This is a genomic window from Flavobacterium sp. MMS24-S5 (assembly GCF_050320125.1).
GTDB lineage: Bacteria > Bacteroidota > Bacteroidia > Flavobacteriales > Flavobacteriaceae > Flavobacterium > Flavobacterium tyrosinilyticum.
Window position 1 is genome coordinate 5120627 of sequence record NZ_CP190016.1, and the last position, 26119, is coordinate 5146745.

Below are 26119 nucleotides of genomic sequence, written 5' to 3' on the forward strand. Positions count from 1 at the left end.
CTATATTTTTCAATATAGACCTTAAATTATATAGAAATAAATAATTTCTTAGTTTGTTCCCGCAGCAACTTTATCCACCAAAAACAATAATTCGCCCGAAACTGGTTTAATCAATTGCATTGGGTATAATGTTGGATTGTATTCGCCAGTTGTTACTTCTTTTAAAGCGTTGATTTTCTTTTCTCCAAAAGCCACCACTACGATTTTCTCTGCTTTGTTAATTAGCGGAGCTGTAAGCGTGATGCGATACATTTTTTGAGGGGCTAAATAATAAGCATCCACCCATTTAGTTTGCTCTTCTAGAACCGCTTCGCCTGGGAAAAGAGAAGCTGTATGTCCGTCATCGCCCATACCTAAAAGAATCAAGTCAAATTTACCTTCTTCGCCTAAAACTGTTCTGATAGACTTTTCATATTCAGCTGCATATTCTTCTGGTGTAACACCGTCTTTGTACATTTCAAAAATGTTTTCTTGCGGAATAGGAACGTGGCTCAATAGGGTAGAATAAGACATTTTTGCATTGCTCAAATCATCAGTAAGCGGAACCCATCTTTCATCACCCCAAAAAATATAAACTTTACTCCAGTCTATTTTGCTTTTGTAGGCATCAGAAGCTAATAATTTGTAAATCCCAGCAGGAGAAGAACCTCCTGTAAGTACAGCTGTAAATTGGCCTTTTGCTGCAATCGCTTTTTGAGCTGATTCTACAAAAAGATCTGCAGCCGCAGTATTAATTTCTTCTGTATTATTGTGTATCTGTATCATTTAAAACTTCTTCTTTTGTTTGTGTATTCGGAATCCATTTGTGGCCTTGACGTGCCAACAATTCATCCGCTTCTTCAGGTCCCCAACTTCCTGCTTTGTAATTTGGGAAATTCTTTGGAGGCGTTGTTTTCCAAACTTGCTGAATCGTTTCAATTGCATCCCAAGCTTCTTCTACTTGATCCCAACGCATAAATAGAGTAGGATCTCCCAATAATGCATCTGCAATTAGTGTTTCATAAGCTTCTGGTGACATTGTAGAACAAGAAAAATAATCAAAAACCATCTCTGCAGGTCTTAAAGACATCGATAAGCCTGGTTTTTTGGTCATAAACTGCAGTTTAATGTCCATTGAAGGTTGAATGTTGATAATCAATCGGTTTGGTGTCATGCCTTCTTTTCCGTATGAGAATGAAGAATGCGGCACTGGTTTAAACTGAATAATGATCGAAGACTGTTTTTCTTCCATTCTTTTTCCAGAACGCAAGTAGAACGGAATTCCCTGCCATCTCCAGTTGTCCAAATAGATTTTCATGGCTACATAAGTTTCTGTATTAGAATCTGGCGCAATGCCTTTATCTTGACGGTAACCCGGAACAGGAACTCCTTTTATTTCTCCAGCATCATATTGGCCTCTTACGATATAATGATCAACTTCTTCTGGTTTAATACGTCGAATTGACTTTAAAACATCTGCTTTTCGATTACGAATGTCATCAGCATTCAAAGAAGCAGGAGCCTCCATAGCCGTCATACATAGAATCTGAAACAAGTGGTTCTGAATCATGTCTTTCAATGCACCAACACCTTCGTAGAATCCGCCGCGTTCTTCAACGCCGACTTCTTCTGCAACGGTAATTTGCACGAAATCAATAAAATTACGACTCCATAATGGCTCAAACATTGAATTTCCAAAACGGAAAGCCAAGATGTTCTGAACCGTTTCTTTTCCTAAATAGTGGTCGATTCTATAAATCTGCTCTTCTTTGAAAGTCTGCGAAAGCATTTCATTCAACTCGATTGCAGAAGCTTTATCGTAGCCAAAAGGTTTTTCGATAATAATACGATCTTGTTTCGGATTTGCAGCAAGTCCAATTTTCTTGATATTGTTTGAAATCGTTGAAATGAAAGAAGGCGTAATCGAAAGATAGAAAAGACGATTAGCGCGTTCGCCAAAAGCAAGGTCAAAATCGTTTATTTTTTCGTTTAGTCCAAAGTATGATTCTTCTTTATCGATATCAAGACTGTGGTAAGAGATATGCGAAAGAAACTTTTCTGTTTCTGGATCGTCAACTCCTTTTCTTCTTGAGAACAGATTTAGATTTTCTGCTACATAAGCGCGAAAATCGTCATTGGTTTTTTCAGCTCTACCAAGAGCAATAATCTGAAACTGTTCAGACATGCGTCCGTCAAGGTACAGATTTTGGAAAGCGGGGAAGAGCTTTCTCTTTGCTAGATCTCCAGTTCCACCAAAAATAACAATGATGGTTGGATTCTTTAGTTTATTTTTAGTCATTGTGTGTAGTTGTGTTGCTTTAATTGTTTATTCAGCCCATTGTGTATGGAAAACGCCTTCTTTATCGATACGCTCGTAAGTATGCGCTCCAAAATAATCACGCTGTGCCTGAATTAAATTAGTTGGAAGATTAGCAGATCTATAAGCATCAAAATAAGATAACGAGTTCATTAATCCTGAAACAGGCAATCCTTTTTGAACGGCGAACTGAATCACAGCTCTCATTCCTGCTTGGTTTTCTACTAATTTTGAAGCTATTCCGCCATCCAAAAGTAAATTTGGCAAATCTGATTTTGCTACGTATGCTTTTCTGAAATCCTCTAAAATAGTCGCACGAATGATACATCCGCCACGCCAGATTTTAGCAACTGTCTCTAGATTTAATCCGTAATTGTATTCTTTAGAAGCGGTGTGAAGCTGAGCTAAACCTTGAGCGTAAGTTACCACGATAGAAAAATACAAAGCCGATTTTAAAGCCGCAATGGCTTCGCTTTGCGGAACATTTGTTTCATCAGCGTTCCAAACTAATTTTTTAGCCGCTTCAATTCTTTCTGGTTTTGTTTTAGACATATCACGCATGTTAACCGCTGCGTCGATTGTTGGAACTGGAACTTGTAAATCCATTGCATTTTGCGAAGTCCATTTTCCTGTTCCTTTAGATCTTGCCCAATCCGATATTTTGTTGATTAATTGTGTTCCGTCTTCATCTTTTTGTTTTAAGATGTTTCCAGTAATTTCAATCAAATACGATCTTAAATCATCTGTCTGATTCCATTCAGCAAAAGTTTTCTGAATCGTTTCATCATCCAAGTTATAACCTCTTTTCATTAAGTCATAAATCTCAGAAATCAACTGCATGATTCCATATTCAATTCCGTTGTGAACCATTTTTACGTAGTTTCCAGCAGAACCATTTCCTAAATATTCTACACAAGGTTCGCCGTCTACTTTTGCTGCAATGGCTTCAAAAATAGGACGAAGTCTTTCATAAGCTTTCTGATCTCCTCCTGGCATCATAGCACGAACCGAAACGAGCCCCTTTTTCACCACCCGAAATTCCAATTCCGAAGAAGTGGATTCCTTTTTCAGATAATTCAATAAATCTCCTGTCCGTATCTGTAAAATAAGTGTTTCCACCGTCAATAATAATGTCTCCTTTATCTAAGTGAGGCAATAAGCTGGCGATAGCGCTGTCAACTGGTTTTCCAGCAGGAACCAATAACATAATCGCTCTTGGCTGCTGAATAAGCTCTACAAAATGTTTTACATCTGTCGTCGCTTCAATAGTGTGGTCGGCATCGGCTTCTTGTTGAAGAGAATTGACTTTTTCGGTGTCTAAGTCTAAACCTGCAGCCGCAAAGTTATGGCTGGCGATATTTAAAAGTAGGTTACGACCCATTACGCCGAGTCCTACAATTCCAAAATCAAATTTGCTCATAGTTTTCAATTAACTAAATTATTAGAAGAAATGTTTTTGCAGCAAAAAGTAAGAGAAAGTATGGTAATTCTTTTTCATTCAATGTTTTGCAGCAAAACAATGGTTATTTTAATCTTACATTTCAAAATGTAGAGCGCTAAGTTAGAGAAAAATGCTGAAAAATAAGGGGTAAAATCGTTCACTTTTGGTCTTTATTGTGATACTTTTTATGTGTAAAAATTACGCTTATTATGACTGTTTTTCAACTATATCGTTGTAATACTGCTAATGCCATTTGTCAATACTTTTATTAGAAGCAGCTTCATGCGCGTAAGAAAAAAGATGTGAAAAATTATAAAAATGTTTATTGAAAATATAGGAATTGAGGTATTTTTGAAAACCCAATTATTGGATCCAAGATTTAATTCATTAAAGTATTATATCCTTTTTATGCCAAGAAACATAAAGTTTGTTTTTACAGCCATCTTTTTAACCCTTACTTCGGGTATCTTTTTTAAAGCAAATGCACAGTCGGTATTAGAAAACGAAATATCTATTCAAGCAGATAAGAAACCATTAGGCAGTGTTTTGGACTTAATGGAAGAAAAAGGAAATTTTAGATTTGCTTATTATGGTAAACTAGCTGTAAAAGATAGTGTCGTTAGCATTCATACTGATAATAATACCATAAAAGGAGTTTTAGATCAGCTGTTAGGTGCCAAATATGAATTGAAAGAATCGCCAGGGTTTGTTATTGTTCGTTATGCTCCTTTGGAACTTGCTCTTGTGTTAGAAAAAAACACTGTTTTGAGTGATGGACAGCAAATTGTAATTGGTTATATTGTAGATACAAAAACCAATAATCGTATTGAAAATGTGAGTGTATTAGAAAAGAATGCACTTGTGTCTACCTTAACTAATAAAGATGGTTTTTTTGAACTTCGATTAAAAAATGCACCTCAAGCTATAGAACTTACAGCTGTTAAGGAGAATTACAAAACGGTGACGATGGTATTTCTTTCTGAAATTAAAATTCAGATGGGAGATAAAAAAAATAAAACAGATTATATTGATGGAGATTTCTCTGCAATTGAAAGATCAGGAATTGGCCGTTTCTTTATTTCTTCCAAACAAAAAATACAAGCGCTCAATCTAGGAGGATTTATTTCTAAGGTTCCTTTGCAGGCTTCTTTAATTCCAAGTATCAGCACTCGAGGAATGCTGAATACGCAAATTGTCAATAATTTTTCGCTAAATATATTAGGAGGTTATAATGCTGGAGTTCGCGGGCTAGAAATGGCAGGGCTTTACAACATTAATCGTATGAATGTTGACGCGCTTCAAATAGCAGGAATATTTAATACCGTTGGAGGATTTGTTAACGGAATTCAGTTAGCCGGAATCTATAATAATGTTTTTGGCAATTTAAGAGGATTGCAAGTAAGTGGCATTCATAATAGTGTGAAAGGTTCGCAAGTCGGTTTGCAAATGGGCGGTATCTATAACAATGTTTATAAAGATTCTAAAGGACTTCAAATTGCAGGAATTGGTAATACAGTAAAGGGTTCGCAAAACGGATTACAGCTTTCGGGAATTTACAATATTGGAAAAGATACTGTGCGTGGTGCTCAAATTACAGGACTTTTTAATTATGCCAAAGAATTAAACGGAGTCCAATTTGGATTAGTCAACATTACAGATTCACCGTCTGGTTATAGTTTTGGTCTGCTAAACTTTAAAAAAGGCGGTTATAAAAAGATTAGTATTACAAGCAACGAGATTTCAGACATAAATCTTGCTGTAAAAACAGGAGACCATAAAATGTATACCATTTTAATGGCAGGAAGAAGCGATAGAACCGATGAAGAAAAGCTATTTTCTTTCGGAATCGGATTAGGAAAGAACATTCCGTTAGGGAAACGCTTCACTTTTAATCCCGAATTTAGCACGCAATATCTTTATTTAGGAAATTGGGACGTTTATAATTCCTTATCTAAATTTGATTCGTCCTTTTCTTTTCAATTATGTAAAGGTGTAGCGCTCTCTGCACGAACCTTCTTTAAATTTTTATTGGTCTGAGAAACAAGATAAAAACGGCAATTTAAATACTTCTACATTCGTTCAGGATCGTACCAAACGCTATACTATAATCAACAATAATAGCAAAGATATTCTGGGATGGATTGGATGGAGTTTTGGATTGACACTGTTTTAAAAAATGATAAAAAAAGCCTGTAAGTATTAATTTTACAGGCTTTTTAAAGCTATGTGTTAGAAACTAGTTTCTTTCTTAGTTCTTTCTCAACTAAAAAATTCTATGTTTCTATGTGTTTAAATCCCATTCTTTTAAGGATAAATCATCAAAAACATATAAGCAAACAAATTAACTAGAAGCACAACGCCGTAAACGATATTCGATTTTCCTTTGCTCAGAGAAAGCATTACGGTAAAAACAGATAGTGCCAAAAGAACAATAGATTTAATGTCAAGTCCTAAAACAATTGGAATTCCCATTAGGATACAAACGAGCGCAACAGTTGGAATAGTCAAACCAATACTGGCAAGTGCAGAACCTAAAGCTAAGTTTAAACTCGTTTGCAATCTGTTCTTTTTGGTCTGCAATTATCGCTGCGATAGCTTCTGGCAATAAAATAATGATGGCGATTACAACCCCAACCAAAGATTTTGGAAGATTGTGACTTATAATAATAGTTTCAATAGTAGGCGAGAGGGTTTTGGCCAGTAAGACCACAATTCCTAAACTCACTAATAGAAAAACAAGACTTGTATAAAATGTTTTATTATTAATTTCGATCGGATGTGTTTTAGATTCGTCCTCAGTTGTGGTATTGGTTAGAAAATATTGGCGATACCCTTTGGTTTGTGCGAATAAAAAAGAAGCGTAAATAACCAGACAGGCAATAGAAGCAAAGATCAATTGGGGCGTCGAATAATAAGAGCCGTGAACACTTTCTGTAAAAGTCGGGAAAACCAGCGTAAATACGATAATCGAAATAAGCGAAACCAAACCAATCGTTACCGAAGAAGTAGAGAAATTCTGTTCGTAATGTTTGATGCTTCCAATAAGTAGACACAATCCAATAATTCCATTCAGGATCAGCATCGTGGCGGCATAAACGGTGTCTCTGGCCAAAGATGCGGCCTCAGAACCTTCAGAAAGCATTAAAGAAACAATAATAGAAACTTCAATTACAGTAATAGAAATCGCCAAAATTATGGTTCCGTACGGTTCTCCAACGCGTTCTGCAATAATTTCGGAGTGATGAACTGCTGACATTACGCTCAGAATAAGCAATATACTAGCAATAATCTGAAAGAAGCTGCTGTCGGCTATAAGTCCGCTAAATAAAAGAACCCACGAAAGGATTGGAATAATGATGGTCCACTGTAATAGTTGTTTCATTTTTTGTAGTTTTAAAGTTTATACTGCCGATAGGGCCAACAGAATCGGCTTTTACCTTTTTTGTAAGATAGAACTTTTATAGCTAAAAATGATAAAAAAAAGACATTTTTAAGCACTTTTTAAGTTTATTTAAGAGTGTTTTGACTCAAAAAGTATATTTTGACTTAAATAAAATTAAAACTTTATTTAAGAATTTCTCATGTTTTCCTTTCGATGCGATTTTTCCTTAATAGTTTAAACTTTGTCAAAGTTGGCTTCGTACTGAGACTATGTGTTAGAAACTAGTTTCTTTTTAAATTCTTTCTCAAATAAAAAATCTATGTTTCTATGTGTTTAAAAAAGATTAAGAGTTTCGAATAATCTCTTTACGATGCGATTTTCCCCATTTGATCATTTCTTCGATTACGGGAGCAAAAGATTTGCAGTACGGCGTCGATTCGTATTTGACTTGAATTTCGGCATCACGGTCTTCAGTTCTTTTGATCAGCATATTGATCTCCATTTCTTTGAGTTCTCGCGAAAGCATGCGTGTCGTAATTCCTGGAATACTGCGTTCGATTTCCCTGAAACGGTTATTTCCGTTACAGATGGAATTAATGATGGGCAAACGCCATTTTCCGCCCAAAACATGTAACGTGTCCTGAAGCGCTTGTACTTCTTCTTTCTGATTTCTTTCCATAACAAAACAGCATTAGTTTAGAAAATTTACTGGTTACAAAGTTATACCATAAATCTAAAATAATGAAAAAAAATAAAGATGAAACGAAATTTAAGCTTCAATAATGCTCAAAATAGTTTTCGGAATTTCAGCGAAAGCTTCAAAAGAGTACGGTTTAATTAAGTAGGCTTTTACGCCCATATCATCGCATTTTTCTTTGTAAGAAGGATTAATGCTTGTGGAATAAACAAAACACGGAATTTTTTTTAATTCATCATTGCTAAGGATTTCTTGCAAAGCTTCAATACCGTCAATAATGGGCATATTGATATCGGTAAGAATAACATCGGGATTTTCGTTCGAACCGTTTTTTAGATAATTAAGCAGCTCCTCGCCATTGGCAACAAGACTGACTTTGCTAAAATTTGGATTTTTGGTAAAAGTTTCTGTAATAACATCTGCATCATCTATGTCATCTTCAGCAATTACGATATGTAAATTATATTTTTCCGGCATTTTATAAGATCGGGAAGTAAAGGTTAAATATGGTTCCTTTGTTCAATGTACTTTCAACGGTAATATTTCCAGAATGGTTTTCCATTATCTTTTTACAGATCGCGAGGCCAATACCGTTTCCTGAGTATTCGTTTCTGGCATGCAGGCGCTGAAAAATGACAAATATTTTAAGCAAATGGCTTTCTTCCATTCCAATACCGTTGTCTTTTATCTGAACCTTTACAAATTTAGCATTTTGATTCGGTATTTCATCATCTAAATTTTCTTCCTGCGAAATTTCTATTATAGGAGCAATATCTGTTTTGCTATATTTAATGGCGTTTGAAATAAGATTAGAGAAAAGCTGTCTCATCTGTACGCGAGAAGCTTTAATAATGGGAAGTTTTCCTGTTTTGATAACCGCTTTTTTATCAGCAATTATAATTTCAAAATCCTCAATAACTTCTGAAATTATGGTTCTTAAATCTATTTCTGTTCGTTCTTCCTGCGCGGTATGCGAAGAATACTGCACTAAATCGTCTACAAGCGAATTTAATCTTAAAGCCGATAATTTCATGACATTTATAGCTTTTGTATCGGCTTCTTTAAAATAGCTTCCGTCAATTCTGCTGGTATTCATGACAATTTTCCGCAGCGGTTCTTTCAAATCGTGCGAGATTACATGAATAAATTCCTCTAGATTACGATTGATTTTATTCAGTTCGTTTATTTTTTCTTCCAATTCTTTCTGATGGCGAATTAGAGCTTCCTCATGCTTTTTCTTTTCGGTCAAATCGGTAATTACAACCCCAATAGCTTCTACAGAGGGTTCCAGATCAGTTAAAGCGATATAAGCTGGAAAAGTTTTTTCATTCTCCGATTTTAGAAGTATTTCATGTTTAGTAATTCCATATCTCAGTGCTTCTATAAGAGAAACAAACTGCGTTTGGTTTGTAAAATATTCATAAATGTACGTTCCTGTTATTTTTTCTGAAGGAAGACCAACTAATTTTGAAAATTGCTCATTGCAGTAGAGTATCAATCCATTTCTTGAAATACTCAATGCGCCCTGACCGAATTTTTCTATAAGAAGACGATACGTATAATCGGCAGTTTCTAGAGAATATAGTTCGGGAACTCCATTACTGGTTACCACAAGCGCATCAACATCTCCTTGTTTTATAGCATTAACAATACTGTTTGACTCATAAAGTTCTTCTTTCAATGACTCAATTTCGGCTAATAGAGCGGCAATATTTTTTTTATCTTCCTTCAATTTATTTGCTTATATTAAGTATGTATAATACTTTTTCTTTATCTGATAAATCTCCTAAAATGATTCTTTTAGGTTCTGGATGTGTTTTGATCAAGGTAGGAATGGCTACAATTTGATGAATCACAGCCAGTTCTTTATCGCGGCTGATATCAACAATTTCTAATTCATAATTGTTGGTGAGATAGGTGTCGCAGATTTTGCGTATATTTTCGATTGCATGTCCTGATTTAACAGACATACCTGAAACAAAAAGCATAAACTTATGTTTGGTTGTACTAGTGCCATCAGATGAATCTTCCATGATTAAGAGTTTATAGGTTTGATGTTCAGCCCTACAAGCACTCTTTCTTCATTAGAAAGGTCACCTATAATTTTACGAATAGGCTCGGGAAATTTACGCACCAGAGTAGGTACGGCCAAAATCTGATCGCCTTCTGCCAATTGCGGATTCTTCAGCAAATCGATAATCTCGATGCTGTATTTTCCTTTTAGATGCTCCTCGGCATACTTCTTTATGTTTTCGAGCGCCTTGATCGATTTTGGCGTTTGCCCTGCTATATAAAGCAATAATTGCCATTCGGCTACTTCTTTTTTCATTTTATTTATTTTTTCTTAGAAGACAGTTTTTCCTGCAATTCTTCTGTTGCTTTAAGGATGCTTAGTTCTTCTTCAGCCGATTCAAATTCTGTTCTCAATGCTTCAATATTCGCCTCAAGGACTTTGCGTTTACGCTCAATCTCTCTGTCTTTTCGACTGATTTCGTTTTGAAGCTTAATATCCGAGATGGTTTTTTTGAATTGATAAGATTGTCTTGCCGCTCCCGTCAAAATTCCCTGCGGACCTAATTCAACATCTAATAATTCGATTCCGTTACTTGTTATGACAAATTCTCTAACTTGATTAGAATGTCCCATTCCGCGCGCTTTGATGATAAAAATACCACGGTTTCTTTCGCCAACACCTTCCATATCGCGAACCGTAATCCAGGTATCCACCAATGACGAAACCGATTCTTCTGCAAGATCAGGTCTAACAGTGTCGGTTTGTTTGTTTAACGACGTAAACATGGCCGTAATATTATTGGCTTTCAGCATGTCAATTAATCGCACCAGCATAGAGCGCACTTCGTGTTCACTTCCTACCGAAATAAGATTACTGATCGGGTCAATAATAATGGTAGTAGGTTCAAACTCTTTGATTAACTTTCTAAGCGTAAGCAAATGTAGTTCTAAACCGTTTAATGACGGACGGGAAGAATGTATTTGCAAAATGCCTTTTTTGATGTGTTTTTCCAGATCAATTCCGATTGATTTCATGTTGCGCACCAATTGATGCGGTGATTCTTCAAAAGCAAAGTAAATCGTTTTTTCGTTCTTTTCGCATTGTTCATTAGCAAAATAACAGGCAACGGTCGTTTTAGCCGTTCCCGCCGTTCCCGAAACCAAAATATTACTTCCTCTGTAGAAACCGCCGCCATGAAACATTTCATTTAGTCCGGGAACACCTGTAGAGATAATATCTGAGGAAACTTCGTTATCCAACTTCAGAGAAGTAATCGGAAGAACTGAAATTCCGTCTTCGTCAATTAAGAACGGATACTCATTCGTTCCATGTGTTGAACCTCTGTATTTTACAATTCTAAGCCTTCTAGTCGAAACCTGTTCAATTACACGATGATCGAGAACAATTACACAGTCCGAAACGTATTCTTCCAGACCTTGACGGGTTAGTGTAGCCTCGCCGCGTTCTCCTGTAATAACGGCAGTTACGCCTTTGGTTTTAAGCCAATGAAATAATCTTCGTAATTCTGCTCGTAAAATGGCTTGATTGTCCAGACCAGCAAACAGCGATTCGATAGTATCCAATACAACACGAGTCGCTTTTATAGAATCGATAGCATGTCCTAAACGAATAAATAAACCGTCAAGATCGTATTCGCCCGCTTCCTCAATTTCTGATCTTTCAACGCGAACATGATCTACAACAAGCTTTTTATCTTTTTTAAGTTGTTCAAGGTCAAAGCCTAATGATTTAACATTTAGAGTCAAGTCGTCTGAAGGTTCTTCAAAAGACATAAAAACTCCTGGTTCGTTATACTCTGTAATTCCTTTTATAAGGAACTGCATAGACAATAAAGTCTTACCGCATCCCGCTCCACCGCAGATTAAAGTTGGTCGTCCTTGCGGAAATCCACCTTCTGTAATCTCATCTAATCCGTCAACCCCAGTAGGAGTTTTTGGAAATATAAAACTATGTGATTTTGTTTTTTCTTGCACGATAATAAATTTCTGTATTACTCAAATATACCTTTTTCTGAAGAATTTTCAATGAATTCTGATTAAGATTTAACAGGCGTTTAATGAAGTTTTAAAAATAAATTAAGAGAATTGATTTAAAAATCTAAATAAATCGAAGAATTTTAACCAAAAAAGTAAAGAATACCAATTCAATATTTAACATTAAAATGAGACTTTTTACTAAAACTTATTTTTCAATTCTATTTTAATGTTAAAATGTACTTCTGGTATACTCTGTGATACTGGTTACAAAGTTATACCATTTTGAATTTACCTTTGTCTCATTAATTTAAAACACATATAAAATGGACAATTTAAAAAATAAAGTGGCAGTCATAACAGGCGGAAATAGTGGGATAGGATATGCTACAGCGCAATTATTAAAAGATCAGGGGGCAGAAGTAATTATTACAGGAAGAAGAAAAGAGGCGATAGAAACGGCAGCTTTAGAACTAGGCGTTACAGCCATTACAGCAGACCAATCGAGTATTTCAGATATCGAAAAACTGGCTGAAAAGGTAAAAGCCGATTTCGGTTCGGTTGATATTTTGTTTATCAATGCGGGAATTGCAGGTTTAGGAACCATCGAACAAACCACAGAAGAATTGTACGACAGCATTATGAATGTGAATCTAAAAGGTGCTTTTTTCACTTTAAGCAAATTTATCCCGATTTTGAAAGATGGTGCTTCAGTAGTATTTCTTTCTTCGAATACCGCAAGTATGCCGGTCCGGGATCTTCGGTTTATTCGGCGAGCAAAACGGCTTTGAATTCGTTTATGAGATCGGCTGCTTTAGAATTAGCGCCAAGAAAGATTCGTGTCAATTCGGTTAGCCCAGGACCACTCAAACCGAAGTGATGAACAAAGTAGGCTTAGATGAAGCCACGGTAAAAGGCATTATGGATGTCGTAATAGAAAAAGTCCCACTAAAACAAATGGGAAGGGCAGAAGATGTGGCTCAAATGGTTTCTTATCTAAGTAGTGATGCTGCGGTGTTTATGACTGGGGCGGATGTTATTATGGATGGTGGGATGAGTTTGGGGTGATATTGGTTTTTGTAATTTACATCTGTTTTTTGGCTTAAGATTTATCTTAAAATGCCATATTTTCTGCTATATTTACGCTCAAATTTATAGAATAAAACAGAATAATGGCAGAGAATAAATTATCACTGACGACTTTAGAAACATGGCTTTGGGATTCAGCAAATATATTAAGAGGAAGTATTGATTCATCCGATTTTAAAAATTACATTTTTGGATTGTTATTTTTAAAACGTTCCAACGATGTATTTGAAGAAGAGGTTGAAAACATTATGAAACGTGATGGAGTTTCTCGTGAAGATGCTGAAGATGAAACTTATTTTCAAATGCCAATTGAATCTCGTTGGGAGACTATCAAAAAAGAAACCGAAAATATAGGTATTGCTTTAGATAAAGCGTTTGCTGGAATTGAACGTGAAAATACTTCCTTAGAAGGTGTAATGACTGCTACAAAATTCGGTGATAAAGAAAAATTATCTGATGAGTTATTACAACGTCTTTTAAGACATTTTAATCAACATTCTTTAAGAAATTCTCATTTAGAATCTAATGATTTATTGGGTGATGCGTATGAGTATTTGATTAAAATGTTTGCAGATGATGCTGGTAAAAAAGGAGGCGAATTCTACACTCCTCGTGGTGTGGTTAGACTTATTGTACAATTAATTAAACCTGAACCCAAACAAAAAATATATGACCCCACTTGTGGTTCTGGAGGTATGCTGATTGAATCTGCACGTTATATAGCAGAACAGCCTAATGGAAAAGTTGGAAACAATGTAAATGTATCTCTTCTTGGACAAGAAAAAAACTTAGGTACTTGGGCAATTGGTAAATTGAATATGTTGCTTCATAATTTTATGGATGCTGATATTAGAAAAGGTGATACTTTAATTACGCCACAGCATAAAAATGCAAATAATGAATTAGATTTATTTGACCGAGTAATTGCTAATCCTCCATTTTCGATGGATGGATGGTGGACACCTGCTGAAAATTCTATCGAAGTAAAATTGGATAAAGATGGTAAAGAAAAAAAAGTTACTCCAAATTATACCAAAGTAGTAATTGATCCATACGGACGTTTCCAATACGGAATACCACCGAGAGGTTATGCCGATTTGGCTTTTTTACAGCACATGATTGCGGTTTTAAAACAAGATGGAAAAGCTGGGGTTGTTTTACCACACGGTACGTTGTTTAGAAGTGGAGCTGAAGGAAGTATTAGACAAGGTTTACTGGAAGCTGATTTGGTTGAAGGAATTATAGGATTACCAAGTGCTTTGTTTTACAATACAGGAATACCAGCTTCTATTTGGATTATTAATAAAAATAAAACGGAATCTCAAAAAGGTAAAGTGAAAATTATTGATGCCAGTAGTGATTATAAAGAAGGTAAAAACCAAAACGAGTTATTGCCAGAACATATTGCTAAAATTGTAAAAGCCTATGATGGAGCCACAGATGTAGAAAAATACATGCGTATTGTTGATGTTTCAGAATTGGCTGAAAACGATTATAATTTAAATATTTCTCGTTTTATTGATACTTCTGAAGCAGAAGTTGAAATAGATATAAAAGCGGTTCATATTAAGCTGGATGAATTAGAAAAACGAGAAAAAGAAATTGATACCAAATTAGCTGTATTTCTAAAAGAATTAGGGATATGAATTTAGATAAAAGCAATTTAAGTTTGCCTACTAAATGGCAATCGGTTAAAATTTCCGATGTTCTTACATTGGGTAGTGGAAAGGATTATAAACATCTACAACACGGTACTATTCCTGTTTATGGAACAGGTGGTTATATGACATCTGTTAATGAATATTTATATGATGGAGAAAGTGTCGGTATTGGAAGAAAAGGAACAATTGACAAACCTGTATTCTTAACTGGGAAATTTTGGACTGTTGATACTCTTTTTTATACACACTCATTTAAAAATGCTATTCCTTATTTTATTTATTTGGTATTTCAGTCAATTAATTGGCGGAAATATAGTGAAGCAACTGGAGTTCCAAGTTTATCAAAGAATATAATTGAACCAATAAAAATTCTACTTCCACCGCTCCAAGAACAACAAAAAATAGCTGAAATATTAAGCACCGTTGACGATAAAATCGAAATAATAGACCAACAAATTACCGAAACCCAAGAACTCAAAAAAGGTTTAATGCAACGTTTATTAACAAAAGGTATTGGACATACTGAGTTTAAGGATTCTCCTTTGGGGATGATTCCTGAGAGTTGGGGTGTAGTACAAGTTCAAGAGGTATCTAAAGTAATAGATAGCTTGCATAAGACTCCCGTTTTTTCTGATGAAGGATATCCAATGGTAAGAGTTGGGGACATAAATAAAGACATTCTAAACTTAAAGAATTGCTTGAAAGTAAGTAAAGATGTTTTAGATGATTTCAATAAAAATCATCAGCCGAAAATTGGAGATATCTTAATGACAAGAGTAGGCTCTTTTGGAAAGACCACTTTAATTAGAACAGAAGAAATTTTTTGTCTTGGTCAAAATACAGTCGTTATCACCAGCATGCAGAATCCTGAATTCTTATATCAAATATTTAATAGCTCGCAAATTCAAAAGCAATTAAACTTATTAACTAATGGCTCTTCACAGCCTTCTTTAAGTTTAAAAGATATACGTAATCTACAAATATTATTTCCTCCAAAAAAGGAGCAAAAGCAAATAGCAAATATTTTAAGTTCAGTTGATGACAAGTTAGAAGTTTTAGCTGAAAAGAAATTAAACTACCAAGAATTAAAACGAGGTTTGATACAACAATTGCTAACGGGAAAAATTAGGGTAAATGGAATATTTAATTAGAGATTTTAAGAAAAGAATCGCAGAGTTGGAAGAACAAGGTCAAAAGTTTGAAGAGGAAATAAAGACTAAAAACTACAATGAAGAAGAACAAAAAGTTTTAAACAAGAAAATAAATGAAATTGAAGTCATTATAAAAAGAGCGCAACAAAAAATTGTAGACCTACGTGATGATATGTTAAATAATTTACTTAGCTGAGTATTTTAGAAAACTATTGTAAGTAATTATCCGCTATTAAATTAGTCAAAAGCACTATTGTAATTAAAGCAGTAGTACCTAATATAACAGTTACTAACTTTGAAAAATTAAGGTAAACGTTTTAACTTATGGAACATGCTATTACCAATATTGAAATATTAATTGGCGAATATGAGGCGTTAAAAGTCAATTTTGAGCAAGAACAAATTGATGAAGATATCCCAAAATATGATAAACTTTTGGATGATTTTAGTGCCATGAAAAAAGAATATTATGAGTGGAATCGGAAAAAAGCCGAGCGTTATAACATCTTCCAAATTCTCAATATTAAACATGCAGAAACAAAAACGCATACTCCTTTTCTAATCAATTTATTAAATCCAAAAGGTTCTCATGCTCATGGTTTATTGTTTTTTGATTTGTTCATAAATGCCATAGCTCCTGAAAGTAAAAAACATCTTTATCAGAATTTAAAAATTTCAAATCTTCGAGTAAAAAAAGAAAAATCTACAGAAGATGGGCGATTAGACATAATCATTGAAAGTTTTGGTCTTGGAGAACAGTTTATTATTGTTATTGAAAACAAGATAAATGCTAAAGACCAAAAAAAGCAACTTTCAAGGTATTATAGTCATTGCAAAAAATCAGGATATACAGATGATAATATTCTGTTGATTTACTTAACAAAGTGCAAAAAAGATGCAAAAGATTCATCAATGTCGTTTCTAGAAAGAGAACGATTAAAAGAAGCCGATGTATTGGTTAATATGAGCTATCGCCAAGATATAAAAAACATACTTAAAACGTATATTAAGCAATTAAATTCAAAAAAAGTAAAATTTATTACTAAACAATATTTAGACATTATTAAAACATTCTAAAATGAGTGAATACGAAAACCGAATTTTCAATACCCTAACTGCTACTGAAGAAAAGTTTAAATCAGCATTTGAAATTGCTACTCATGTTAATCGCATCAAAAGAAAATTAATCATTGAGTTTTGGAAAAATGTAGAAAAGGAACTGAATATTTTAATAAATGAAAACAATCAAGATTTTAAATTGTTTGTAGACCTAGATATTTTTCATAAAAATTCAAAATGCTTTTTATACCTCAATAATAACAAAAAAGCAGGGCTTATTTATGAGCACTTGGCAAGTGACCAATCCATGGGTTTATGGATGGATTTTACTAAGCTCGACATGGCAAAAGTTAATAGTTATAGAATGCTAAACGAGAATAATATAACTAATTTTATCAATCACGCTTGGTGGTTATCATATAAAAATGTCAATGAAAATTTTAATAATTTTGATTCATTGCTAATGATTTTACCAGAAAATTCAATTGTTTATAGCAAAAGAAAAGCCCAAGAATTATTTGATTTTGCAGTAGCTAATAAGGAACATTTGCAGTATATTATTAGCAATTGTATTAAATAAAGGCAGAAGACAAAAGAAAAAACTGCAAATAATTATCAGAAGAATTAAATAATAAATCTTTCATAATATGTTATTTACTAAACAGAGAACAATTAATGTAGAAGAATATACGCATGCTTCAGTTACAATAAAGCGTGCAACTTTAATATCGACAGGAACTAATCCCGACTTACAATTTAATGGATGGCGTATAGCTCATGGAGTTGCAAGGACAACATGCGCAAGATATTTAACACAACCTGAATACTGGTATGAATACATTTCGAGCCTATTAAGTTTATCAAATTTAATACATTCACATCAACCTAATGTTAGAATTAATTCCAATAGAATTTCTTCATTAAGGGATTTTTCCAGAACAAATAGAATTGGAGAAATTTCTCAAGGTTTAGTTTATCTCTACATGCAGAACACAGGTTTTCCTTATGTAAATGATTTTCATTTTTTTTGCGAGAATAATCAAATTAGTATTCCAGCAAAGACTTCTACGCCAGATTTTGTCTGTCAAGACAAAAATCTATCTAATCAAATATGTTTAGTTGAATCAAAAGGCAAAGAAAAAACTTCTAAGGGTGATATAAAATCCAAATTAGCAAAAGCAATTAGCCAATGTGTAAGTGGAGAAAATATAATTAATACAAGTAATATAGGCTATAATGTAGTTAAATCTTTAGGCTTTTGCAGTGAATGGTCAGATGAAAACAATGCAACTGATTCAATACTTCATTTTGTTGACCCCGAAAATGAAACTTATCAAAAAGATATAAATTCGGCTCCAATGAGGTTTCATTATGCGTCATGGTTTTATATGATTGGTGATTTTGAAAATGCGCAAAGACTTATTCAGGGTGAGAAAATAAATTTTAACGAAGGGTACTTTCGTAAAACTACTATTGATGACAAACAATACTGGATTTTATGGAGATTGCCAAAACACTTTGGCAGATACGAAGATTTTGATTTGTCATTTGAAATAATAGAAGAGCTCTTCTTTTCAATGCCCTTTATCCGAACCATTGGGGTAAGTGATGAAATTATAAAAAGTTTAACGAGTGGAGAGTATAATGAAATCACTCATGTCGATTTTAAAAATGAATCAACAGAAGAGTATGAATTTTTTATAGATGGAACAATTATTTTAAAGTAATAATATGCGCAACTCTCCAGAATATATCCACAGTGAAATTCCAGCAATAGAATTATTCAAAAAAATGAAATATGGCTATTGTAACGGAGAAATGCTTGACGAACGGAGTGACATAACTGAAGTGATTCTCAAACAAAGATTATTGGATGCCATCAACCGTATTAATCCTTGGATAGATGAAAATAATCTTAACAAAGCCTATAGTTTAATCACTTCTGTTAATGGAGCTTCATTAATAGAAATTAATGAGGCCGTTTGGGATATTCTAAAAGGGGGAACTTTCACTCCAAAACAACTAATTAACGGAAAGGAAGAATTTCGTCCAGTTCATTTTATAGATTATAACAATGCAGAAAATAATGATTTTTTAATTGTCAGCCAAATGTCATTTCATAACCGAGTTGGCAGAAAATCGAGACCAGATTTAGTTGTTTTTATCAACGGTTTGCCTATTGCAGTTATTGAATGCAAATCTCCAGTTGCTCCAAATGCTTGGGACTCGGCTTATAACGATTTAAAAGAATATCAAGATTTAAATCAAAAACTATTTCATTTCAATCAAATCTTAGTTGGAATCTGGCAAATAGGCGGACGATATGGAGCAATTTGTTCTCCACAACAGTTTTTTTCAGTTTTCAGAACTAATAAAGAAGATAATTTTGATTTATTGGGGGACAATCCAACGGAACAAGATAAATTACTATATTCTATTTTTCAAAAAGAGCGAGTTTTAGATATTATTCGCCACTTCGTTTTATTCGAATTGGATGAAGGAATAACTATCAAAAAACTACCTCGTTACCAACAATTAAGAGCTACCAATAAAACTATAGAACGCCTACAAAATGGTGAAGGTGGTGTGGTTTGGCATACGCAAGGTTCTGGAAAATCGTTAACTATGGCTTATGTAGCCCGTAAACTGCAAGCTCCAGAATATGGCTTTGATAATCCGACGGTTTTAATCATGACCGATAGAAAGGATTTGGATAGACAGATAACAACTACTTTACAAAATGTAGGATTCAAAAATGTAAACCAAGCATCGTCTGTTGTGCATTTAGATAAATTGCTTCGTAATGATTACGGCGGAATTATTACCACAACAATCCAAAAATTTCAAGAAACAGACAAAGAAGCAACAATTTCAGTAGACCAAACCGAATTGGAAGAGCGTGGTAATTTTATGATTGAAAAACATATAAAAGATAAAACACTTTTCAAGATTACCAAAGAACTACAAAAGGGAAAATGGATAGAAATTGAAAGAGTTGAAATCCAATTTGAAGAGCTTTCGAAAAAAGAAAATCTTTATGTTTTAGTAGATGAAGCGCACCGCAGTCATTATGGCTTTCTAGCATCTTTTATGCGTACTGTTTTGCCTAACGCAAAGTTTATAGCCTTTACAGGAACTCCTATTTCTAAAGAAGATAAATCAACTCTAGGTGAATTTTATGGCGGTGAATATATTGATGTTTATACTATTAAAGAATCTGTTGCCGATGAAGCTACTGTTGAATTATTGTATGATGAAGGTATATGCAAATTAGATGTAAAGAAAGAAGAACTGGATAAAGAGTTTGAAGAAAAATTTGGAGATTCATCCGAAGACAAAAAAGACAAACTCAAACGTCAAGCATTACAAAAATATCAATTGTCGGCTGACCGTATTAATGATATTTCCAAACATATTATTGACCACTTCAGAGATAAGATTTTTCCTGATGGAAATAAAGGGATGTTAGTTTGTAATGGTCGTGAATCGGCTATCAAATATCAACAAGCATTACATTCTTTAAAAGAAAAAGGTTATCATAATTTTGAATCAAAAGTTGTAATAAGTATTGGCTCTCCAAAATCAGATGCCATTGCAAAAGAATATTATGAAACGTTAGAATGGAACCGAACAAATCCAGATAATAAGAAACCTATTTATGTTGTACCTCCTGAAGGAGTTAAAGATGCAACAGATGATTTTAAATTACCTTTTGGTAATGAAAATGAAACGGAGAAATCAGGAAAAAAGAAGTTTGACAACACTGCAATAATGATTGTTTCAGATATGCTATTAACGGGTTGGGATGCTCCAATTGCCTCCTGCTTATATCTAGACAAACCATTAAAAGAACACAACCTTTTACAAGCTATTGCAAGGGTAAACCGTTCTAGAAAAGGAAAAAAAGCTGGTTTTATTGTAGATTACAATGGAATTACAGCCTATTTGATTCAAGCTTTGGAAATCTTTTCGAGAGACATTCGTCCAGATGATATTTTGAAAAATTTGAATGAAGAATTTCCCAAATTGGAAATGAATCATACTAAAATGGTAGATTTCTTTAAACCAATGAAAGTAGACAGAAACTATGAAAGAGAACATTATATTGATTCGGCTGTTCGTTTTATAGAACCAATTAATAGACGTGATGATTTTAAAGCATTGCTAAAAGACTTTAATAAGTCAATTAATATTGTATTACCGAATACTAAAGCTTTGAAATACCAAGGTGATTTTAAATTGTTCAATGAAATTAAATTAAGAGCCAGAAATGCCTTTCCTGATGATGAAGATTTAAAAATCACAAAAGATGAAAGTAAAATGCTTCAATCTATGATTGACGAACACTTGAAATCTTTAGGCATTCAAAATATGCTTGCTGAACCCATTTCTATTATAGACAAAGAGAGATTTAAAGAAGAGATTTTGAATGCCTCGCCAGCTACCAAAGAGCTAAAAATGCGAAATAACTTGAAGCATACAATCAAAGTTGGACTGGATAAAAACCCTGATTTTTATAAACCACTTGCTCAAAGGTTAGAAGAGCTATTGAAACAAAAAGAAGCACAAAGAATTGATGAAGCACAATTATTAATTGCCTACACTGCAATACAAGACGAAATTATTAATGAACAAACTGAAGGAGAGCAAAAAGGTTTTGTGACTGAAAGAGAAAGGGCAGTTTACAATTCTATGAAGATAATTTTCAACGAAGATGCTGAAGATGCAACTAAAACTTTATTTGACCTAATAAACGGAGAACTAAACATTGTAGGCTGGGAATCGAAAGGACAGGTTTTAAAAGATATCGAAAACAAAGTATTCCGCTTCGTAAAAACTAAGCTAGAAAGAGACAAGGCTAAGGAAAAAGCAAGAGAAATGATTGAAGTTTTAAAGCGAAATAAAGATGTTTAGTGTACAATACGGCAACCGTACAATCGAGTATGCTATTTTAGAAAAAGAAGGCCTTAAATCGCACTATATAACTGTAGAAAAGGGAGTTGGTGTTATTCTTAAAGGCAAATCAATTTCAAAAGAATTAGCGAATAAACTGATTCTAAAAAAAGCCAAATGGATTATTGATAAATTAGATTTGGTGAGTTCAATACACGATGGAGATATTGTTACTGGCTCAAGAATTCAATATCTTGGAAGAAAATATTATGTAGAATTAATTATTGATAATGATACCGACAAGATTGAAATTGATTTCACAGAATCTAAGTTCAAAATTACATTACCGAATAATTTAAATACTCAAGAAAATTTACGTCAAGCTTTTGATTATTATTATAGAATAAAGGCGCAAGAAAAAATTGAACCTATTTTAAAAAAGAAAGCAAAAGCTACTGGATTGGCGTATAATAATATTAAATTTATGAAGCTTGAAAAGCGTTGGGGGAGTTGTACACCATCAAATACCATCATCATAAATTTTCATGCTATTAAACTTCCTTATTCGCTTATAGAATATTTGGTTGTTCATGAATTAGTTCATACAAAAGTAAAAAGTCACTCTAAAGAATTTTGGGCTGAACTATCTAAGTATGTTTCAAATTGGAAAGAGTTGGATTCCAAAATATATGGGATGAAGTTATAATGTTTATGTAGTTTTTTTAGAATCTAATCATATATTAAGTAATATTTGTTCTGCGATTTCTGTAGCTCCATCATAATTGCTAAAATGAATTTCATGTTGGAATTTAGGCCAATAATCAAGCTTTTTCCTAACTAAATAGACTAATTCGCCTTCTATCGCTTCTATAAAACTTCGATTATGATCATACTTCTCATTGAAAATCGCTACACAAACTGATAAATTTCTGGAAACATTGTATTCTTTATTTAGCCATTTATATCCTTTATAACCACCTCTAGCTTTACCTTTCCTTATGAAATAATTAAAAGAAGTGCTCCCTCTTTGAAATCTAGTTTTAATTGAGTGGTTAGCTTCTCCCACATATAGAATTTCACCTTTATAATGAATTATATAAAGCTTTCTTCTTTCTTGCAATAATGCTTGACCTTTTGTAGGGGAAAGCTCTGTTCTACAGCTGTTATCTTCTTGGTCAATTAGATTTAAAGTATAATGCTCAATGATATATTCCATAGATAAAGTTTTTAGTTTGTATTTGGTAATGTTAAGAATATTTTTTCTTATTTGTTTAGGTAAAAACATAATTTATTAAAGCGAGATCAAAGTTTAATAAAAAACAAAACCCTCAATCTTATAAAGACCAAGGGTTTTAATTTTTTCAAAAAAGAAATAAACCTTTACTCCAAATCCAGATAAGGATCTAAAATTTCGGCTAGTTCATTGAGCCAATAGAAGCTGTCTCCAAGTTTGGCAGCGTTTAACTGAATGTTTTCTTGATCGTTTAGAACGCCCAATGCGAGGGTTAGATTTACCTGTCTTATGGCTCTCGCCATATCGAGTGGGTCAATTCTGTCGTTGAAGAAATTCATTAGACCGATTTCGGCTTCTTTTGAAAGGGTTTTGGTACTCATAACTCTGTAATTTAGGAAATATAAAACCCATGTAGCTAAGGTGTCCTACGCTTACAGAAGCGTTACGGTTGTTTCCAATGCCGCCACCATACCACATGGGCAAGAAGTTTTTTAAGTATCATAATTCTGTAATTTAGGAATCGCAAATATATTAAAAAAGAAGTTGGTTTAATAGTATAAAAAGTAGTATAATTCTTAAGTTTTTATTTTTCCGATAGCGAAGATTTTCAATCCGTGTCCGTAACAATAAGAAACGACACAAATTATCAAGGCAGAAACTACAAAGAATCATACAGCTTTTATTTTGTATTTAAAATAGAGAACCAAACCGATCTTTGAGGGCATGGATTGCAAATCCGCGCTATCGGTATTTTTTTTGTCTGCAGAATTGTGACTTAGAAAATTTTCTTACACTTATTTGTTTTTAAAGACAGTTTTGATTCAAGTACTTTTTTCTCAATTACTTTTCCTTTCTGATCAATTTTGAAGCATATATAGATATATCCATTGCCTATTGTCGAATATGAAAAACTATTTATTTCGATTATTATACTTGTATAATTTAATCTTTTTAATGCGACGATCTTAATAGGAATGAGATTTGTAAAATCTTTGATAACAATATTTTTAATGTCATAATTATTTATCTCTATTATTGGATTTTGTGAAAAATTTAGTTTTTCAATTAGCTTTTTTGTTAGCGAATTTTTATTGCATTCTGAGGTAATTACATTTTCAGTTTTTAGAAAAAAAGTAATTTCATTGTTAAACAGATTCTCGTGAATTTTATAAACACTTAAAGAATCATTAATTGCTATTCTGCATGATTTTATTTCCTTTTGAATAAAGTCAGGAGTATTCTTTTGTGCAATTAATTTATTAAGAAAAAGACAGAAAAAAAACGTGGTAATTCTCATAATTTACCTGTTGAGCTATTTTTAAAACTGAAATGTGTTTGTTTATGGATTATTTTTATCTAATAAGGTTCTTATTGAGTCAATATCTGTTCTTTTGAAATTAGAAAGAGAAAAGCTTGTGTCAGCATATTTTAATGTTTTTCTATATTGTTTCTGACCCCACGACTCAACATTTATGCTATCCACATAAAATTCATTAGCCTTGAATGAAATATATGTTTTTGTATAAAAACCACTATTTCCTGTAAGCTCTTTAAATACAATAAAACCACTTTTATTTATTTTTATTTTTTCGTAATAAGCAGGAGTATTACATTCTAAAACGTTTTTGTAGATTTTGAAAATTGTACTTTTTTTATTTATGGTTTTGCTTATCAAAAGTATCGGAAAATCAAACTCTGAATTATTAGGAAAACAATCGTCATTACTACTTTCATAATAAGGTTTTAAAACAACAATTGTATCTATTGTTTTATTGTTGTCAAAATCAAAAGGAATAGGTTGGTCTGTATAATAATTTGAGAATATAATTCCATATCTGTTTTTGTAACCCTTAATTTGATCCAAACATTTTTTTTCTAACAAATTATTTTTTGGTCTAAATAAAGTGTCTCTTGATAAATCATGTGAATTTAAAATCACATTTTTTTCAATTTTATTGTTGCATGAAGAAAGAATAATTGATAATAAAAGGAGATATAAATTATACTTCATAATTATTTAAAATTTTAAAAAGAAAATGATACTTGACTAAAAATAGCTCCACACTAAAGGATTCGTTTGTAAGCGGTTAAACATTACCCCCTATTAATAATCTTAAATATTTCTTTTTCATTTAAAAATAATTGTTTAGAATTAAACACTTTATAAGCAGTTCTTTTAATCTCATATTTTGTTTCTTTTCCTAACCCGACTTGGAAAGCTGAAATCTTTGAATTGTAACTATTTTTACTTGTATTAAAAGACTCTTCACTATTTACAATTAATCTACTTTCGCTATTTCTGCAAATACGATATTTAAAAGTTTTATCTTTTGAAATAATTAATTTTTTTTCTAAAGATTGATCATCTTCGGCTGATTTTTTTAATACGTAATTTAGGGCACCTTTCTTGTTGTATGAAAATTTTATATTCCATTTGTCTAAATAATCTGTCGCTTGTGATCTGTAGGATTCCATATAAGCTTTGATCAACTTAAAATCTCTATGCTTATATTTTTCATTTGAGGATATGAACTTTAAATCTTCAAGGTTATAATCCTCTAAAAAATCTTCCAGAAGGTCTACAATATCCTTAATATTAAGGCTTTGATTAACACTTTTGTAAAGATATTTGTAATAAACTCCATTCAGATAAAAAATATCTTTATCATTTATTGATATTGATTTTTCCTGAGTATTAAAATTTACCCTAATTTTATTTACGTAACTATTTCTTTTAAAACTCAAAAATAAAGTATCACTTCTTTTTATGAGTGTGCATATAGAAGGCGTCTTTTTTGTGTTTATTTCGGATCCAGAAAATTTATAATAAACTATTGTATCTTTTTTAAAGTTACATGTATAAATTAAATGATTTGTATTGATTTCTTGCTTTTTATTGATTCTTTCATCATTTACATATTCACCCTCATCAATAATTTTGTTAAGAATATAGACTGTAGTGTAAAATTTTGATGATTGTGCCAAAACATTCATATTAGACGTTAATAATATGAATGATATAAAGTAAGTCCTTGAAATCTTTTTCATAATTAAATTTTTATCTTTTTCCAAAAAATGCTATACCCAGCTACGCCCCTGCTAGCGCGAGCGTCTCGCTCGTGCATTTGCAAGATTTGTCTTTAATTGTGTCATTCTTTGTGTTCACGAGCGGGACACTCGCGCCGGCAGGGGAAAATGATTGCTCTAG

General features: G+C 32.9%; 25 protein-coding genes and 2 pseudogenes. 11 read left to right on the plus strand and 16 right to left on the minus strand.

The genetic code is table 11. From position 1 onward, the window contains the following. Positions 1 to 48: 48 nt before the first annotated feature. The 3 genes and pseudogenes from pgl to gndA all read right to left on the minus strand — a co-directional run bounded on the left by pgl (position 49) and on the right by gndA (position 3716). Positions 49 to 765 (minus strand): 6-phosphogluconolactonase, encoded by a 717-nt coding sequence (pgl, locus tag ACPWTF_RS23525; RefSeq protein WP_427873489.1) that lies wholly within the window; start codon positions 763 to 765, stop codon positions 49 to 51. After that, a complete protein-coding gene (zwf, locus tag ACPWTF_RS23530) occupies positions 746 to 2278 on the minus strand; it encodes a glucose-6-phosphate dehydrogenase (protein ID WP_427873491.1) in 1533 nt (510 codons plus the stop codon). Before zwf ends, pgl begins: the two co-directional genes overlap by 20 nt. 27 nt (positions 2279 to 2305) lie before the next feature. Next, positions 2306 to 3716: pseudogene (gene gndA, locus ACPWTF_RS23535) on the minus strand (NADP-dependent phosphogluconate dehydrogenase). Between the two features lie 339 nt (positions 3717 to 4055). Here gndA and ACPWTF_RS23540 point away from each other — a divergent pair. Beyond that, a complete protein-coding gene (locus ACPWTF_RS23540) occupies positions 4056 to 5774 on the plus strand; it encodes a hypothetical protein (protein ID WP_427873493.1) in 1719 nt (572 codons plus the stop codon). A 267-nt stretch (positions 5775 to 6041) separates the two neighbouring features. Here ACPWTF_RS23540 and ACPWTF_RS23545 read toward each other — a convergent pair whose 3' ends face one another. The 8 genes from ACPWTF_RS23545 to kaiC form a co-directional block, all read right to left on the minus strand. Next, positions 6042 to 6209, minus strand: coding sequence for a hypothetical protein (locus ACPWTF_RS23545; RefSeq protein WP_427873494.1), 168 nt, complete (start codon positions 6207 to 6209; stop codon positions 6042 to 6044). Further along, positions 6181 to 7119, minus strand: coding sequence for a calcium:proton antiporter (locus ACPWTF_RS23550; RefSeq protein WP_427873495.1), 939 nt, complete (start codon positions 7117 to 7119; stop codon positions 6181 to 6183). Before ACPWTF_RS23550 ends, ACPWTF_RS23545 begins: the two co-directional genes overlap by 29 nt. A 343-nt stretch (positions 7120 to 7462) precedes the next feature. Then, positions 7463 to 7798 (minus strand): winged helix-turn-helix transcriptional regulator, encoded by a 336-nt coding sequence (locus ACPWTF_RS23555; protein ID WP_427873497.1) that lies wholly within the window; start codon positions 7796 to 7798, stop codon positions 7463 to 7465. A gap of 90 nt (positions 7799 to 7888) precedes the next feature. Next, entirely contained in the window at positions 7889 to 8293 is a 405-nt protein-coding gene (locus ACPWTF_RS23560) for a response regulator (protein ID WP_427873499.1), read from the minus strand. A gap of 1 nt (position 8294) precedes the next feature. Then, positions 8295 to 9548, minus strand: coding sequence for a sensor histidine kinase (locus ACPWTF_RS23565; RefSeq protein ID WP_427873501.1), 1254 nt, complete (start codon positions 9546 to 9548; stop codon positions 8295 to 8297). Position 9549: 1 nt separating this feature from the next. Beyond that, on the minus strand, positions 9550 to 9849 hold the full coding sequence (locus ACPWTF_RS23570; RefSeq protein ID WP_281632351.1) for a circadian clock KaiB family protein: 300 nt from the start codon (positions 9847 to 9849) through the stop codon (positions 9550 to 9552). Positions 9850 to 9851: 2 nt separating this feature from the next. Then, positions 9852 to 10145: a circadian clock KaiB family protein gene (locus tag ACPWTF_RS23575; protein WP_095927489.1), complete on the minus strand. Its 294-nt coding sequence runs from the start codon at positions 10143 to 10145 to the stop codon at positions 9852 to 9854. A 5-nt stretch (positions 10146 to 10150) separates the two neighbouring features. Then, the gene (gene kaiC, locus ACPWTF_RS23580; RefSeq protein ID WP_379799572.1) at positions 10151 to 11824 is read right to left on the minus strand and encodes a circadian clock protein KaiC; all 1674 of its coding nucleotides are present in this window, start codon (positions 11822 to 11824) and stop codon (positions 10151 to 10153) included. A gap of 326 nt (positions 11825 to 12150) precedes the next feature. Between kaiC and ACPWTF_RS23585 the strand changes: the two are divergent. The 10 genes and pseudogenes from ACPWTF_RS23585 (at position 12151) to ACPWTF_RS23630 (ending at position 22383) form a co-directional block, all read left to right on the plus strand. Further along, positions 12151 to 12704: pseudogene (locus ACPWTF_RS23585) on the plus strand (SDR family NAD(P)-dependent oxidoreductase). Next, a complete protein-coding gene (locus ACPWTF_RS23590) occupies positions 12704 to 12892 on the plus strand; it encodes an SDR family oxidoreductase (RefSeq protein WP_427873504.1) in 189 nt (62 codons plus the stop codon). Before ACPWTF_RS23585 ends, ACPWTF_RS23590 begins: the two are co-directional and overlap by 1 nt. Positions 12893 to 12996: 104 nt before the next feature. Beyond that, positions 12997 to 14559 (plus strand): N-6 DNA methylase, encoded by a 1563-nt coding sequence (locus ACPWTF_RS23595; RefSeq protein ID WP_427873506.1) that lies wholly within the window; start codon positions 12997 to 12999, stop codon positions 14557 to 14559. After that, positions 14556 to 15725, plus strand: coding sequence for a restriction endonuclease subunit S (locus ACPWTF_RS23600; RefSeq protein WP_427873508.1), 1170 nt, complete (start codon positions 14556 to 14558; stop codon positions 15723 to 15725). The genes ACPWTF_RS23595 and ACPWTF_RS23600 overlap by 4 nt, the downstream gene beginning before the upstream one ends. Beyond that, positions 15709 to 15921, plus strand: a complete 213-nt coding sequence (locus ACPWTF_RS23605; protein ID WP_427873509.1) for a hypothetical protein — start codon at positions 15709 to 15711, stop codon at positions 15919 to 15921. The genes ACPWTF_RS23600 and ACPWTF_RS23605 overlap by 17 nt, the downstream gene beginning before the upstream one ends. A gap of 128 nt (positions 15922 to 16049) precedes the next feature. Next, the gene (locus tag ACPWTF_RS23610; RefSeq protein ID WP_427873510.1) at positions 16050 to 16802 is read left to right on the plus strand and encodes a PD-(D/E)XK nuclease family protein; all 753 of its coding nucleotides are present in this window, start codon (positions 16050 to 16052) and stop codon (positions 16800 to 16802) included. A gap of 1 nt (position 16803) precedes the next feature. Further along, complete coding sequence (locus tag ACPWTF_RS23615) at positions 16804 to 17364, plus strand: hypothetical protein (protein ID WP_427873512.1); 561 nt, start codon at positions 16804 to 16806, stop codon at positions 17362 to 17364. A gap of 67 nt (positions 17365 to 17431) precedes the next feature. Beyond that, entirely contained in the window at positions 17432 to 18511 is a 1080-nt protein-coding gene (locus ACPWTF_RS23620; RefSeq protein ID WP_427873514.1) for a hypothetical protein, read from the plus strand. A gap of 4 nt (positions 18512 to 18515) precedes the next feature. Further along, positions 18516 to 21698, plus strand: a complete 3183-nt coding sequence (locus ACPWTF_RS23625; protein ID WP_427873516.1) for a type I restriction endonuclease subunit R — start codon at positions 18516 to 18518, stop codon at positions 21696 to 21698. After that, the gene (locus ACPWTF_RS23630) at positions 21691 to 22383 is read left to right on the plus strand and encodes a M48 family metallopeptidase (protein WP_427873518.1); all 693 of its coding nucleotides are present in this window, start codon (positions 21691 to 21693) and stop codon (positions 22381 to 22383) included. The genes ACPWTF_RS23625 and ACPWTF_RS23630 overlap by 8 nt, the downstream gene beginning before the upstream one ends. A 27-nt stretch (positions 22384 to 22410) precedes the next feature. Here the strand turns inward: ACPWTF_RS23630 and ACPWTF_RS23635 are convergent, their stop codons facing one another. From ACPWTF_RS23635 to ACPWTF_RS23655, 5 genes are all read right to left on the minus strand, one after another. Next, the gene (locus ACPWTF_RS23635) at positions 22411 to 22893 is read right to left on the minus strand and encodes a hypothetical protein (protein WP_427873520.1); all 483 of its coding nucleotides are present in this window, start codon (positions 22891 to 22893) and stop codon (positions 22411 to 22413) included. A gap of 164 nt (positions 22894 to 23057) precedes the next feature. Beyond that, a complete protein-coding gene (locus ACPWTF_RS23640) occupies positions 23058 to 23291 on the minus strand; it encodes a hypothetical protein (RefSeq protein ID WP_095931884.1) in 234 nt (77 codons plus the stop codon). Between the two features lie 395 nt (positions 23292 to 23686). After that, on the minus strand, positions 23687 to 24208 hold the full coding sequence (locus ACPWTF_RS23645) for a hypothetical protein (RefSeq protein WP_427873522.1): 522 nt from the start codon (positions 24206 to 24208) through the stop codon (positions 23687 to 23689). Positions 24209 to 24250: 42 nt separating this feature from the next. Further along, positions 24251 to 24922: a hypothetical protein gene (locus ACPWTF_RS23650; protein ID WP_427873523.1), complete on the minus strand. Its 672-nt coding sequence runs from the start codon at positions 24920 to 24922 to the stop codon at positions 24251 to 24253. A gap of 83 nt (positions 24923 to 25005) precedes the next feature. Then, on the minus strand, positions 25006 to 25959 hold the full coding sequence (locus tag ACPWTF_RS23655; RefSeq protein WP_427873525.1) for a hypothetical protein: 954 nt from the start codon (positions 25957 to 25959) through the stop codon (positions 25006 to 25008). Positions 25960 to 26119 lie beyond the last annotated feature (160 nt).

Bases quoted from the DNA above. Each gene is read 5' to 3' on its own strand.
- ACPWTF_RS23640 (WP_095931884.1), bottom strand. From the start codon at position 23,291: ATGAGTACCAAAACCCTTTCAAAAGAAGCCGAAATCGGTCTAATGAAT.
- zwf (WP_427873491.1), bottom strand. From the start codon at position 2,278: ATGACTAAAAATAAACTAAAGAATCCAACCATCATTGTTATTTTTGGT.
- ACPWTF_RS23655 (WP_427873525.1), bottom strand. From the start codon at position 25,959: ATGAAAAAGATTTCAAGGACTTACTTTATATCATTCATATTATTAACG.
- ACPWTF_RS23560 (WP_427873499.1), bottom strand. From the start codon at position 8,293: ATGCCGGAAAAATATAATTTACATATCGTAATTGCTGAAGATGACATA.
- ACPWTF_RS23575 (WP_095927489.1), bottom strand. From the start codon at position 10,145: ATGAAAAAAGAAGTAGCCGAATGGCAATTATTGCTTTATATAGCAGGG.
- pgl (WP_427873489.1), bottom strand. From the start codon at position 765: ATGATACAGATACACAATAATACAGAAGAAATTAATACTGCGGCTGCA.
- ACPWTF_RS23650 (WP_427873523.1), bottom strand. From the start codon at position 24,922: ATGAAGTATAATTTATATCTCCTTTTATTATCAATTATTCTTTCTTCA.
- ACPWTF_RS23625 (WP_427873516.1), top strand. From the start codon at position 18,516: ATGCGCAACTCTCCAGAATATATCCACAGTGAAATTCCAGCAATAGAA.
- ACPWTF_RS23610 (WP_427873510.1), top strand. From the start codon at position 16,050: ATGGAACATGCTATTACCAATATTGAAATATTAATTGGCGAATATGAG.
- ACPWTF_RS23545 (WP_427873494.1), bottom strand. From the start codon at position 6,209: ATGGGAATTCCAATTGTTTTAGGACTTGACATTAAATCTATTGTTCTT.
- ACPWTF_RS23620 (WP_427873514.1), top strand. From the start codon at position 17,432: ATGTTATTTACTAAACAGAGAACAATTAATGTAGAAGAATATACGCAT.
- ACPWTF_RS23600 (WP_427873508.1), top strand. From the start codon at position 14,556: ATGAATTTAGATAAAAGCAATTTAAGTTTGCCTACTAAATGGCAATCG.
- ACPWTF_RS23615 (WP_427873512.1), top strand. From the start codon at position 16,804: ATGAGTGAATACGAAAACCGAATTTTCAATACCCTAACTGCTACTGAA.
- ACPWTF_RS23540 (WP_427873493.1), top strand. From the start codon at position 4,056: ATGTTTATTGAAAATATAGGAATTGAGGTATTTTTGAAAACCCAATTA.
- ACPWTF_RS23595 (WP_427873506.1), top strand. From the start codon at position 12,997: ATGGCAGAGAATAAATTATCACTGACGACTTTAGAAACATGGCTTTGG.
- ACPWTF_RS23645 (WP_427873522.1), bottom strand. From the start codon at position 24,208: ATGAGAATTACCACGTTTTTTTTCTGTCTTTTTCTTAATAAATTAATT.
- ACPWTF_RS23550 (WP_427873495.1), bottom strand. From the start codon at position 7,119: ATGAAACAACTATTACAGTGGACCATCATTATTCCAATCCTTTCGTGG.
- ACPWTF_RS23605 (WP_427873509.1), top strand. From the start codon at position 15,709: ATGGAATATTTAATTAGAGATTTTAAGAAAAGAATCGCAGAGTTGGAA.
- ACPWTF_RS23630 (WP_427873518.1), top strand. From the start codon at position 21,691: ATGTTTAGTGTACAATACGGCAACCGTACAATCGAGTATGCTATTTTA.
- ACPWTF_RS23590 (WP_427873504.1), top strand. From the start codon at position 12,704: ATGAACAAAGTAGGCTTAGATGAAGCCACGGTAAAAGGCATTATGGAT.
- ACPWTF_RS23555 (WP_427873497.1), bottom strand. From the start codon at position 7,798: ATGGAAAGAAATCAGAAAGAAGAAGTACAAGCGCTTCAGGACACGTTA.
- ACPWTF_RS23570 (WP_281632351.1), bottom strand. From the start codon at position 9,849: ATGGAAGATTCATCTGATGGCACTAGTACAACCAAACATAAGTTTATG.
- ACPWTF_RS23635 (WP_427873520.1), bottom strand. From the start codon at position 22,893: ATGGAATATATCATTGAGCATTATACTTTAAATCTAATTGACCAAGAA.